Origin of the sequence: Panacibacter microcysteis (assembly GCF_015831355.1) — a bacterium.
GTDB lineage: Bacteria > Bacteroidota > Bacteroidia > Chitinophagales > Chitinophagaceae > Panacibacter > Panacibacter microcysteis.
The window spans coordinates 2,391,267-2,404,228 of record NZ_JADWYR010000001.1 but is presented as its reverse complement, the minus strand read 5'-3'; the positions used below and the strand labels follow the sequence as shown (position 1 = coordinate 2,404,228).

Genomic DNA, 12,962 nt, shown 5'->3' with positions numbered 1-12,962 from the left:
TACACGAAGGGGAACAACCTAAATATTAAGGTAGCAAATGTAGAATTTTTTCACAGGCATAGACAAGGTTTGATGGATAAGCGGGTTATCTACATTGGAAATGCCTTTTACTGTTTCATCTTTATACAAAACATTGATGTGTTCATCACCAAGTTTGTATGTTGTGTTGATGGCCTCGCCTGTAAAAACAAAATAACCTGCCTCGTGCGACGTGATATTAAGGCTTTCCATTACCGCCTTCGTTTTTTGCTGAACAAGTGCTTCATCAAAACGCTCTGTCTGCAACTTACATTTCAGCAAATCTCTTTTTAACAGGTTTTTACATAAGGTAGACAACACAACATCTTCATGCGTGGCCCAGCATTTAACAGAACCTATAACATCATAATCGTCGAGCTCGCAAAAGGCAGGCAGTTGCTGATGAACGGTTTGCGAAGTATGCGGCTTATGCAAAAAACCATTGAGGCTGGGCGAGAATGATATGGCGCCTGTTTCCCTGGCGCGTGTAATAATTTTAACCAGCATTTTTTCTGCAGCGAGTACGGTTTTATGCAAATAAACCTGCCAGTACATTTGCCGGCGTGCAACAAGAAATTTTTCAACGCTGTATATGCCCTTTTCCTCAATCATCAACTGGTTATCGTGCGCCACGAACATTTTGAGAATGCGATCGTAACCGATAACACCTTCACTTACACCTGTAAAGAAACTATCTCTTGTAAGGTAATCCATGCGGTCTACATCTAACTGGCTGCTGATGAGCTGGTGCAAAAAGAACTTGTGGTAATTGCCTGTAAACAACCTGATCGTAAGATCGAGCTGGCCATGCAGTTCTTTGTTGAGGGCATGCATAATGGCGAGGCTGATCTCTTCATGATCTACACCGGGTATTAAAACATTTTCCAGCGCATGCGAAAACGGGCCGTGACCAATATCGTGCATGAGGATGGCTGCTTTTGCCGCCACTTCTTCGTCCGGTGTGATTTGTGCGCCTTTGTTTTTTAATTCATTTATGGCAAGACACATAAGATGATAGGCACCGAGTGAATGATGCAATCTTGTGTGTACCGCACCGGGATAAACCAACTGGGCCAGCGCCATTTGATGTATACGGCGCAACCGCTGGTAAAAAGGATGTGCTATTATACTAAAGATGAGCGGGTGATCTATAGTAATGAAACCATGAACAGGATCATTAATGATTTTACGCCTGGGAATATGCACTGCTGCTTTTGATTTGTTAATTTGATAATAAAAATCGAGGCAAGTTAGTCAAATCTATATGTATTGAAAGAATGAATGTGCAGATTTGCAGAAACGCAGCACTAATATTGCTTGGTTAGCGTTTTACCAGTGAATGGTATTGCTGTTACAGCTTTCAGGCTTGCCGGTTTAGCTATATACGTGATCATTGTACCTGTTAAAGACAGTAACATTACAGGCTGACAGTGCCGGCGTGCCGAATAATGATGTGCAGTACAAGTGAGTGACACAACAAAAGCTGAATAGGCATTCAAAAGCCGGCTCAACAAAAAAAATCAAACATCACACAAATCAAATATTGATCTATGGCATTAGCAACTATACTTTGGGTAGATGATGAAATCGAAAGTCTTCAGTCTCAAAAATTGTTTTTAGAAAATAAAGGTTACGAAGTACATACATTAACGAATGGCTTTGAAGCGATCGATTTTGTAAAGGACAACCCGGTAGATGTTGTGCTGCTTGATGAAACGATGCCTGGTATAACCGGACTTGAAACGTTGCAGAAAATAAAAGAAGTGAACAGCCAGGTTCCGGTGGTAATGATCACCAAAAACGAAACGGAAAACCTGATGGATGACGCCATTGGCAGCCAGATAACCGATTACCTTATTAAACCTGTAAACCCTAACCAGGTATTGCTGAGCCTGAAAAAAATAATTGACAACAAAAGGCTGGTATCTGAAAAAACAAATACGGCTTACCAGCAACAGTTCAGGAATTTATTTATGGCACTTAACAGCAGCCCGGACCATAACGAGTGGATGGATATATATAAAAAACTGGTATACTGGGAACTGGAAATGGAGAAGAGTGACAGCCCCGAAATGCGGGAAGTATTGCAATCGCAGAAGCAGGAAGCTAACACGGAGTTTTTTAAATTTATTTCTAAAAACTATGCTGACTGGTTGCACCCAAAATCAACAGATGCACCTGTTATGAGCCACGACCTCTTTAAAAGAAAAGTACTGCCACATGTGGAGCAAGGTGTACCAACGTTCTTTATACTGATTGACAACCTGCGTTACGATCAGTGGAAAGCCATACAGCCCATTTTTGCTGAGTATTTTCGCATTCTGGAAGAAGAAACTTTTTACAGCATTTTACCCACGGCCACACAGTATGCACGCAATGCAATATTTGCAGGTATGTTACCGGTGGAAATTGAAAAACGCTTTCCGCAACAGTGGAAGAATGATGAAGATGAAGGTGGCAAGAACATGTTTGAAGATGAGTTTTTCAAGGGCCAGTTAAAACGCTTAAACAAGGCAGAACTGAAATACAGTTATACAAAAGTTATTCACCACAATGATGGACAGCAGCTCGTAAACAATATACACAACCTGCTGCGCAACGACCTAAACGTTATTATTTACAATTTTGTGGATATGCTTAGCCACGCACGTACAGAAATGGAAGTGCTGAAAGAGCTTGCCGGCGATGAAAGAAGCTACCGCAGCATTACGAAAAGCTGGTTTGAACACAGCCCTTTGTTCCAGGCACTGAAAAAAATTGCAGATAAAAAGATCAACCTTGTTTTGGCAACAGACCATGGCAGTGTGCGTGTAAAAACGCCATACAAAGTAATTGGGGATAAGCAAACTACTGCCAACCTGCGCTACAAGCATGGCAGAAATCTGAACTATGAGCCAAAAGAAGTATTGGCATTCAGAAATCCTAACGAGGCCGGTTTGCCTGTGCCAACGGTAAATTCATCGTTTATCTTTGCAAAAGAAGATGGCTTTTTATGCTACCCCAACAACTATAATTATTACGTTAACTACTATAAGAATACTTTTCAGCATGGTGGTATAAGCATGGAGGAAATGATTATTCCGGTTGTGAAGATGGTGAGTAAATAGTTATTGGCTACAGGCTATTGAAGAGCAGAATTTTATGAGCCGGGCTGAAGAATAAGTATGAAGCTTTGGTTGCGTCGCACTCTTGTACTGTATCACTTTATTGAACAGGTGCGCAGTTGCATGAAGGTGCAGACTTTTATACTATTCGTTATAAGCTATTCGTTTGTGAAAACATAAACCTTTAAAAATTGAAAGCGCTCAGGTATACTACCATTACTATCTCTATTTTCTTATCTGGAGTATTGCTGCTCACAATGCTTGATGAATTACCGACACAAACTTTTGATAGTCGAGAATTTTATGAAACGTTGTTATATGGTATAATAGGGATATTGTATTATGTTATCATTATCATCGTTGTTTCCAGGAATAAACATTCAGGTAAACTTGCTCAATGGCTGGCGTTTATTTTTTGTATGATCCCCGTAGCCCTGTTTATTACTGCACTGATCTTCATGAGCCGCATTGAGTGCTAAAATGAAATAATTATAAAAGCCGCATAGTTAATCTTATGCGGCTTTTATATCCCGTATTCCATTGAATTTATAAAATCTCTTTTAAACTTTCTGCTGTTGCTTTGATTGTATGATCAAGATCTTCCTTTGTGAGTGCATTATTTAAAAACCAGCTTTCAAATGCAGATGGTGGTAAATACACACCACGGTTGAGCATAGCATGGAAATATTTTTTAAACAGTTCATTGTTGGCAGATGCAGCAGTTGCAAAATCTGTAACAGGATGATCACTAAAATGTATGCTGATCATTGAGCCCAGGTGGTTGATGACATAAGGTGTACCTGATGCTTTCAACACGTTATCTAAACCATCTTTCAAATAAGCCGTTTTATCATCCAGCTCTTTTAGTAACTGGGGCTGCTCTTTTAAAATAGATAGCAAAGTATAGCCCGCAATCATAGCAATTGGGTTACCGCTTAATGTTCCTGCCTGGTAAACATTACCCAAAGGAGATACCACTTCCATGATATGTCTCTTACCGCCAAATGCACCAACAGGCATACCTGCACCAATCACTTTTCCGTACGTAATAATATCTGCATCAATACCCAGTTTTTCCTGTGCGCCACCCAATGCCAAACGGAAACCATTCATTACTTCATCAAAGATGAAAACAATGCCGTCTGCATCGCATATTTTGCGAATGCCTTCCAGGAAGCCCGGTTGAGGAATAATGCAACCCATATTACCTGCAACAGGTTCTACAATTATTGCGGCAATAGCTCCTTTATGTTCTTCTACCAATTTTTCTACCGCGTCAAGATCATTGTAAGCACAGGTAAGCGTATCTGTACTTACACCCGCCGTAACACCCGGAACAGTTTGTATATTAAAAGTAGCAACACCGCTGCCCGCTTTTACCAGAAAGGAATCTGCATGACCGTGGTAGCAACCCTCGAACTTGATGATCTTATTTCGTCCTGTATAACCACGCGCCACACGTATGGCACTCATGCAGGCTTCTGTGCCGCTGCTTACCATCCGTATAAGATCTACATTCGGCACCATGCTTTTGATGAGCTCTGCCATCTTTATTTCTAACTCTGTTGGTGCTCCATAAGATGTTGAATAAACTGCCTGCTCCTGTATAGCTTTTACAACCGGCTCATACGCATGCCCAAGTATCATTGGCCCCCATGAAGCAATGTAGTCTATATACTGATTGTCATCTGCATCGTAGAGGTAGGCGCCTTTTGCATGGTTGATAAACAAAGGAGTTCCGCCTACACTTTTAAACGCCCGAACGGGAGAATTTACTCCACCGGGAATTGATTGCTGCGCCCTGTTGAACAATTGCTGGCTTGTTGAGATATTCATAATCGTGAATGGTCAATGGTGAATGGTCAATCAGCTTTTGAGTTTATTAATCCGGTTAAGATCTTAAAAGTTCTTACTATAACCTCACCAAGATGATCAATTTTATAGTTGTCTAAATAATTAATTTCTTTTGCAACATCAAGTGCCGCGTCAATTTCAATCACAGATCCCCTGGCGACCTCGTAGAAACGGTTTCTTTCTGCTGCTGATTTGCGCGAAGCTCCTTCTGCAATATTAAGATGAACAGACAATGCCGCTCTTCTTATTTGAGATATCATTCCAAATTTTTCGTGAGCAGGCAGAGATGTTGTGAGTTTATAGCATTCGGCAACCAAAGTTTTTGAAAAGCTATACAGATCTAGTTTTTGATGGTTTAGCTGAAGAAACATGGCAGTACTTTATGGTGAATAATTATAACTAAAATAGCAATTCAGCCAGTGCTTACACAATTTTATTCATCATTCACCATTGCCGATTCACCAACTTATTCCTCCCCGGCAAAGCCGTCGTATTCTTTGATCTTTTTGGTTGCTTTAAATTCGATGATGCGGTAGTCTGCAATACCCAGCGTGTTGAACGGATCTGCCGCAATGATTTCCTCTACGCGTTTTTTAGAAGAGGCTCTTGCAAAAATAAGTCCGCCGTCTCTTGGCTCCTTTCTGCCTGATGCAATAAAATGGCCGGATTGATAGTATTGATCCAGGAATGCTATGTGCGCTGCCATATGTTGGTCAGCTGTGGCCAGCGGCACTTTGTATGTTAGTTCAATTATAAACATGACTGTGGTTTTTGCTGAATAGAATTGTTGCCGTACAAGTGAGTGACACAACGATGCTCAATAGCAGCAATGCAGCTAAGTACAAAAACTTAACCTAACAACTGTACTGCATCTTTTGCAAAATAGGTGGCGATCAAATCTGCACCTGCACGTTTCATGGAAGTAAGTGTTTCAATGATGGCTTTTTGCTCATCTATCCATCCCATTTTTGCGGCGGCTTTTATCATGGCATATTCCCCGCTGATATTGTACGCACTCACCGGCACATGTACGGCATCTTTTACTTCGCGAATGATATCAAGGTAGGCGAGTGCAGGCTTTACCATTACTATGTCTGCGCCTTCTTCCACATCCATCAATGTTTCTTTGATGGCTTCTGCGCGGTTGGCATAATTCATCTGGTATGTTTTTTTATCGCCAAATCCCGGTGCACTGTCGAGCGCATCCCTGAAAGGCCCATAGAAACATGATGCATATTTGGCACTGTAAGCCATGATGCCCGTTTTTGTAAACCCGCTTTCTTCAAGCCCTTCGCGAATGGCACCAATGCGGCCATCCATCATATCGCTCGGTGCTACAAAGTCTGCACCTGCAATGGCATGGCTTATGCTCATCTTTACCAGCGCATCTACGGTTTCATCATTTACTATTTCACCATTTTTTACAATACCATCGTGGCCATAAGATGAAAAAGGATCGAGCGCTACATCAGTCATTACCACCATTTCAGGACATGCATCTTTAATGGCTTTTATGCTGCGCTGCATAAGGCCGTCTGCATTCCATGCTTCTTTGCCTGTATTATCTTTCAGTTCGTCTTTACATTTAATAAACAGCAACACGCATTTTAAACCCATGCCCCATAACTCTTTTACTTCTTTAACCGTAACGTCAAGGCTATTGCGGTAATAACCAGGCATAGAAGCGATCCCGGTCTTCACATTTTCGCCTTCATCTATAAACAACGGCACAATAAAATCGTTCGGTGTCAATGTTGTTTCACTAACGAGGCTTCTTATTGCCGGGTTGGCTCTCAATATCCTGTTTCGTCTTTGTAAATACATACTTATTTCTGATTGCTGATTTTTAGATGCCTGATTTGTTTCGCTTCGATCTAACTGACTTATGTGTAGCAGTAAATGTTGCGTTTAACTGGTTCGTTTCGTCAATGCGTTGGTCAACAATTTGTCCTGTTTTTACCGAAGCCTCTTTTACAACTTCCAGCCAATATAAACGTTCATCTGTTTCCTCTTATCTACCTTATTGTAGAGCTGAAATCCGCTGCTGGCTTTGCTCTTACTGCTGCACGATCATTTGCACCAACAGATTGTGCCAGCCTGACTAATTGTTTTGCTGCTTCAGACTTCAAGACATTTTCACATCATATATTCCTATCCAATCCTTCGGGTGCAGGCAGGCCTGCAATAACTGATCTTCTTCACTGCCGGGCACAGGCTGGTAATTATATTCGAAACGCACTGTGGGCGGCAAACTCATGAGTATGCTTTCAATACGGCCATTTGTTTTTAAGCCAAACAAAGTACCACGGTCGTGCACGAGGTTAAACTCTACATACCTACCTCTTCTTATCTCCTGCCAGTGTCTATTTTCCCGGGTATATGGCAAATGCTTTCGCCTGTCTGCTATTGGCACATATGCATCTATAAATGCGTAGCCACAGGCTTTTGCAAAGTCCATCCAGAATTGAATATCCTGTTTGCTGTCAGGCCTTTTATAATCGTAAAATATACCACCAATACCACGACGTTCTTTATTGCGGTGCCAGTTTACAAAATACTCGTCGCATGTTTGTTTGAACGCAGTGTAAAAGGATGGGTCAAAGTTATCGCACACATCTTTATACGTTTTGTGAAAATGTATGGCATCTTCTTCAAACAGGTAATAAGGTGTAAGATCTGTACCACCACCAAACCAACGGTCTATTACATCACCTTTGTCATTGTACAATTCAAACATACGATAGTTGCAATGCACGGTGGGGGCCATCGGGTTTTGCGGGTGCATTACCAGGCTTAAGCCACATGCAAACCATGTAGAACCAAATATTTTCAACTGGTTGCGCATTTCGTTTGATACATCACCATATACCACCGAAGTGTTTACACCGCCCTTTTCAAATACAGCGCCGTTTGCAATTACACGGGTTATGCCACCACCACCTTCTTTACGCTCCCACTTATCTTCTGCAAACTTTGCTTTACCATCACATGCTTCAAGCGCCGCACATATATCGTTTTGCAGTTGTTGAATAAAATGTATCCAGGTATTTCTTACATGCATAGCTGAATTTTTTACAAAGTTTGCAACATGCGTTGCTTAAAATTATGATAATGATCAGCAGGAAAAATAATTATGAGCCGGGCCGCAGTACAAATGGCATCGCCTGTTGCGTCGCACACTTGTACAAAAGAAGCTTTACTGAGCTTGTGAGAAGAATGAAAGCGTAAACCAGGAATCGCCTGACAGGCCATAAAGCAAACGTAATCACGACAGGTACCCATTCAAATAATTTCCTTACGCTAAAGCCATGCCCGCTTTTGCGAATAACCCAGGGCCTAAGCACTGGGTTAACAGCTAAAACTTATCATGGGTTTTAGCTACGGGTTTTTATTGCGCTGCAAACCGAAACTCCTTCACCGCATCTACAAAAGCTCTTGCATGATCAACAGGAATATTGGGCAATATGCCATGCCCAAGATTGGCAACATGCCTTTGCGGTCCAAATGCCTGCAGCATTTCTCTCACTTCTTTTTGTATAACAGGTATTGGCGACAATAATTTTGCAGGATCGAAATTGCCCTGCAGTGTTACATTGCTGCCGGCCATCTGCCTTGCCAGTTGGGGTTTTATACACCAGTCTATTCCCAAACCGGCTGCCCCTGTTGCGGCCATTTCTTCGAGCGCAAACCACGCTCCTTTTGCAAAAATGATCGTAGGCACTTCGTCTTTTAAAGCCGCTACGATCTGCCTGATATATTGCAGGGAAATTGCTTCAAAATCGTGCGGGCTTAACAAACCTCCCCAGCTATCGAATATTTGTATCGTATCTGCACCGGCCGCAACCTGTGCCTTGAGATAAGCGATTGTGGTGTCTGTGATCATTTGCAATAACCGGTGCGCCAGTTCCGGCTGGGTATAACAAAAAGCTTTTGCTTCATCAAAAGTTTTGCTACCCTTACCCTGTACCATGTAGCAAAGCAACGTCCACGGTGCACCGGCAAAACCAATCAGGGGCACGCGGCCATTCAATTCCTGTTTAATGAGTTTGATAGCATCAAAAACATATTGCAATGTTTCCTGTACATCGGGTACCCGTACACGGTTAAGATCTGCGGCTGTTTTAACAGGGTCTGGGAGTACCGGGCCTTTTTGTTCTATCAGCTGCACCTCCAGCCCCATGGCCTGCGGTACCACCAATATGTCTGAGAATAAGATGGCGGCGTCTACACCAACAATATCAACCGGCTGAATGGTTATCTCGCAGGCAAGTTCCGGTGTCTGGCATCTTTCGAAGAAACCGTATTTTTCTCTCAGTACACGGTACTCGGGCAAATAGCGGCCGGCCTGGCGCATCATCCATACAGGTGTGCGTTCGGTTTGCTCTCCCCTTAGTGTTCTTAGTAAAAGGTCGTTCTGTAGTTGTTGTGACATATATTTTATTCGTCAGTAATGTATGTTAGATAAACTTACGCTGATGACGCCTTGCTGAAATACACGTTGCAGTACAAGAGTGCGACGCAACAGGTGCTTTATAGCAGCAATGCAGCCTGGCTCATCATGCCTTTATTTTATAATATTCAATGACCATTTCAATCATATTTTCTTTACCCGGCCACTCGCTGGTAAGTATTTTATTGGCTGAATATGTTTTGATGGTGGCCGTTGTAGTATTACCTATAGAAAACAGCACCACATTTGTAGAGATGGTATTATCAGAAAAAAAACTGTGTACCGCGCTTGGACTGAAGAAAACAATACCATCGTAGTCTTTGGAGACAAATTTTGGAAGCAGGGTTGTTTTATATACCACCACTTCCTGTACGCTGGTGCCGTTTGCTGCAAGTGTTTGAGGTAATTCATCCAGCCTTTGGTCTCCGCAGAAAAAAACGACCTCGTTTATACCGCCTGTATGCATCATTTTTTCTGCCAGCGCTTTTGCATTTTTGGCTGTTCCCTTTACTGCTTTTTCTCCAAAAAAATTGAACACTGTTTCTTTTGTAATGCCGCCAACGCAGTAAATGTTCCATGCCGGAATACCTTTTAACTGGTTTGTAACTGCATCAACAGCATTCATGCTTGTAAAGACAACAGTCTTGTTTTCAGTTGCAAGCGTGGTGATTGCATTTACGACTGCATCTGTTATTACAGGTTCTGTTTCTACAAAATTCATGTTGTCTATGGCAATGCCGTTATTGGCAGCTTTATAAACAAGCATGTTGTCTATACTGCGTGTACACAATATGTGATAATTAAATTGCGGCATTGCGGATAGCGGCAGTTATTTTATCGGCACCTTGTTGCAATAATGCCCCGGCTGCTTGAACACCAATGGCGGATGCATTGTTTACGGGAGCTGATTTTTCTGTTTCGAGAAACATTGATCCGTCTGGCGAGAAAATATTGCCTTTTAAATAAAGCGTATTGTTTTTTATTTCTGCGAGGGCACTGATAGGTGTGGAACAGCCACCCATTAAAGTCTTCAGAAAATCTCTTTCAATTTTGGTACATAGTGCTGTTGCCTCGTCATTTAGCGGCGCGCAAGCTGCTTTTGCATATGCATCGTCTTCATTACACACCACCATAATGGCGCCTTGTGCGGGTGCCGGTAACATCCAGGAAATATCAATCGAATTTTGCGGGCGCACATGTATGCGCTCAACACCGGCTGCGGCAAAGATTGCGCCATGCCAGTTATGGTCTTTTACTTTTTGTAAGCGGGTATTTACATTGCCACGCAGGTTTTCTATAATATGGTTGGGGTACCTGCTTAGCCACTGCGCCCTGCGGCGTATGCTGCTGGTTGCAATCGTGGCAACTGCATTTGTATCGTGCAAAAAATCTGTATTGTGCTTATAAACCAGTATGTCTTTGTAACTGGCTCTCTTAAGAACCGCAGCCTGTGCAATTCCTTTGGCCAGTTGCACCGGTACATCTTTCATAGAATGTACCGCAATATCTATTCTTTTATTCAGTAAGGCGGCATCGAGCGTTTTGGTGAAGATACCCTGTACGCCTATTTCGTACAAGGGTGTTACAAGATCTATATCGCCTTCACTTTTAATGAAGACCAACTCGCTTTCGATATGATGTGTTGCTAATTGTTTTTGTACAAGCTCAGCCTGCCAAACAGCCAGCTGACTTTCTCGTGTACCAATCCTGAGTACTTTGGGCATAGGCAAAATTAATGAACACGGCTGGTTATAAAGTCATTAATTGCTTCTATATAATTACACCCTGGCTTGCGTTGCTGGCGCATCCTGAGCGCCATAGCGTTGATGATTTTTTGAATAGAATCTTCAGAAACAGTATATGAAGAAGATCCGGAATTGGTATGCATGGCCAGAAAGAGGTTACACTCATGCATGCCCTGTAATTTTTGCTTTACAGCTTTGAGTACAGGTACATCTTTGCGCATACTGTACCACTTCGAAAATTCTTCCATATGCGTAGCAATGATTGATTTTGCTTTTGGCACTTCTGCCTTTCTTTTAGCAAGCGTAGCATCGTTGATCCTGGAAAGATCATCCACATTTACCAATGTAATGTGTGCCAGTTCTTTTGCAGCAGGATCTATATTATTGGGAATAGAAAGATCTACGAGTATTTTGGCATTGCTGTTCAACAGGTCTGCTTTCATAATAACCGGGTGCTCGGCGTTGGTAGCAACAATGACAATATCGGCGGCAGCAATGTGCTGTTCTGCATCTTCAAACGAAGCATTTTGCAAACCGAGCTCCAGTGCAAGTTCCGCAGCTTTTTCAGGTGTACGGTTTATTAAGGTGATATTTTTGGTATTGAGGTAGTCTACAAGGTTTTTGCAGGTATTACGACCAATCTTGCCGGTACCGAGCAATACGATTTTTTTGCCGGCGATGTCTGTTACGGTGTCCATCAAAAACTGGATAGCTGCAAACGACACTGAAACTGTTCCGCCACTTAAAGCTGTCTGCGCTTTTACTGCTTTTGATGATTGCAGTACAGTATTAATCATGCGCTCCATAAAAGCGCCGATAAAACCGTTTTCACGCGCAAATTTGCTGGCTTGTTTTAGCTGGCCTACAATTTCGTAATCGCCCAGTATCTGGGAATCGAGACCAGATGCTACATTGAATAAATGCTGAATAGCTTCTTCGCCCTGTTTTATGTATGCGAGTTCTTTGAATTGCTCTGCTGAACCTTCGGTCTCGCTACACAACAGGTGCACAAGACTATCCACACAGGGAGATACACCATAGATTTCCGTTCTGTTGCAGGTGCTGAGTATAAAAAGTTCGTTTAGAAAATAAGATGGCGCTTTTTGAAGGATGGATTTATAATGATCATTATTAACAGCAAATAACCCTCTCTTTGAAGCATCCGTCTTTTTGTAGTTGATCCCTGCTATGTAAAACTGGTTAATATGCATTGCTTCTGCTGTTTATCTTATATCGCGACGCAAAAATACTTGTTGACGCTCCGTTTAAAACATGACATGCATCATTCCTGTGTCATTTCTGTGTCATGTTTCAATGTTGCATTTATAGCTGCGTGTAAGATTGGTGATTATATAATGATTGTGTACCCGGCTTCAACACTAAATTAAGCTGCCGTTGCGTCGCACTCCTGTACTGCAGTGCTAAGCCGGGCAAATGATTTAATGAACAGTTTTATTTACGGAATGAAATGGGGTAAGGGATTTGCCGGCATAACCGATATGACTTTTGCATGACAATCCTGTAAAGTAAGCACTGGATGATGCAGCCTAAAAAGCGGGGAGGTGCCCATTGCTGAATAGTATTGTTGCAGTACAAGTGAGTGACACAACAGGCGGCAAATAGTAGTAATGGCGCTGGTTTCACACCATCACTAATTTTATCGTGCAAAATTTTTATTGAAAATCAATTAATTACAAAAGATGCATAAAAATAACTTTGCGAATTCTTTGGCGGAATAAATGCAGAACCGCACCTTTGCGCTCCATTAAAAACCTGCGGGATAGCGCAGGC

The 12,962-nt window shown here is 42.1% G+C and carries 12 protein-coding genes; 2 read left to right on the top strand and 10 right to left on the bottom strand.

Annotated elements, in window-relative coordinates:
• Positions 1 to 18 precede the first annotated feature (18 nt).
• Entirely contained in the window at positions 19 to 1,224 is a 1,206-nt protein-coding gene (locus tag I5907_RS09755; RefSeq protein ID WP_196990523.1) for an HD domain-containing protein, read from the bottom strand.
• 344 nt (positions 1,225 to 1,568) lie between these two features.
• Here I5907_RS09755 and porX point away from each other — a divergent pair, with 344 nt between their 5' ends.
• Both porX and I5907_RS09745 read left to right on the top strand, forming a co-directional pair.
• Positions 1,569 to 3,125, top strand: a complete 1,557-nt coding sequence (gene porX, locus I5907_RS09750) for a T9SS response regulator signal transducer PorX (RefSeq protein ID WP_196990522.1) — start codon at positions 1,569 to 1,571, stop codon at positions 3,123 to 3,125.
• Between the two features lie 188 nt (positions 3,126 to 3,313).
• Positions 3,314 to 3,601, top strand: a complete 288-nt coding sequence (locus I5907_RS09745) for a hypothetical protein (RefSeq protein ID WP_196990521.1) — start codon at positions 3,314 to 3,316, stop codon at positions 3,599 to 3,601.
• 67 nt (positions 3,602 to 3,668) lie between these two features.
• On the opposite strand, the gene hemL is transcribed toward I5907_RS09745, so the two are convergent.
• The 9 genes from hemL to hemA all read right to left on the bottom strand — a co-directional run bounded on the left by hemL (position 3,669) and on the right by hemA (position 12,382).
• Positions 3,669 to 4,958, bottom strand: coding sequence for a glutamate-1-semialdehyde 2,1-aminomutase (gene hemL / locus I5907_RS09740; RefSeq protein ID WP_196990520.1), 1,290 nt, complete (start codon positions 4,956 to 4,958; stop codon positions 3,669 to 3,671).
• Positions 4,959 to 4,984: 26 nt separating this feature from the next.
• Complete coding sequence (locus tag I5907_RS09735) at positions 4,985 to 5,347, bottom strand: four helix bundle protein (RefSeq protein ID WP_196990519.1); 363 nt, start codon at positions 5,345 to 5,347, stop codon at positions 4,985 to 4,987.
• A 95-nt stretch (positions 5,348 to 5,442) separates the two neighbouring features.
• Positions 5,443 to 5,736, bottom strand: coding sequence for a YciI family protein (locus tag I5907_RS09730; protein WP_196990518.1), 294 nt, complete (start codon positions 5,734 to 5,736; stop codon positions 5,443 to 5,445).
• Between the two features lie 89 nt (positions 5,737 to 5,825).
• Positions 5,826 to 6,800 (bottom strand): porphobilinogen synthase, encoded by a 975-nt coding sequence (gene hemB, locus I5907_RS09725; protein WP_196990517.1) that lies wholly within the window; start codon positions 6,798 to 6,800, stop codon positions 5,826 to 5,828.
• Positions 6,801 to 7,101: 301 nt separating this feature from the next.
• On the bottom strand, positions 7,102 to 8,037 hold the full coding sequence (hemF, locus tag I5907_RS09720) for an oxygen-dependent coproporphyrinogen oxidase (protein ID WP_196990516.1): 936 nt from the start codon (positions 8,035 to 8,037) through the stop codon (positions 7,102 to 7,104).
• A gap of 327 nt (positions 8,038 to 8,364) precedes the next feature.
• A complete protein-coding gene (hemE, locus tag I5907_RS09715; protein WP_196990515.1) occupies positions 8,365 to 9,408 on the bottom strand; it encodes a uroporphyrinogen decarboxylase in 1,044 nt (347 codons plus the stop codon).
• 124 nt (positions 9,409 to 9,532) lie between these two features.
• A complete protein-coding gene (locus tag I5907_RS09710) occupies positions 9,533 to 10,240 on the bottom strand; it encodes a uroporphyrinogen-III synthase (RefSeq protein WP_196990514.1) in 708 nt (235 codons plus the stop codon).
• A complete protein-coding gene (hemC, locus tag I5907_RS09705; RefSeq protein ID WP_196990513.1) occupies positions 10,227 to 11,150 on the bottom strand; it encodes a hydroxymethylbilane synthase in 924 nt (307 codons plus the stop codon). Before hemC ends, I5907_RS09710 begins: the two co-directional genes overlap by 14 nt.
• Before the next feature lie 8 nt (positions 11,151 to 11,158).
• Positions 11,159 to 12,382 carry a glutamyl-tRNA reductase gene (gene hemA, locus I5907_RS09700; RefSeq protein ID WP_196990512.1) on the bottom strand — a complete coding sequence of 408 codons (1,224 nt, stop codon included), beginning with the start codon at positions 12,380 to 12,382 and terminating at the stop codon, positions 11,159 to 11,161.
• Between the last annotated feature and the right edge of the window lie 580 nt (positions 12,383 to 12,962).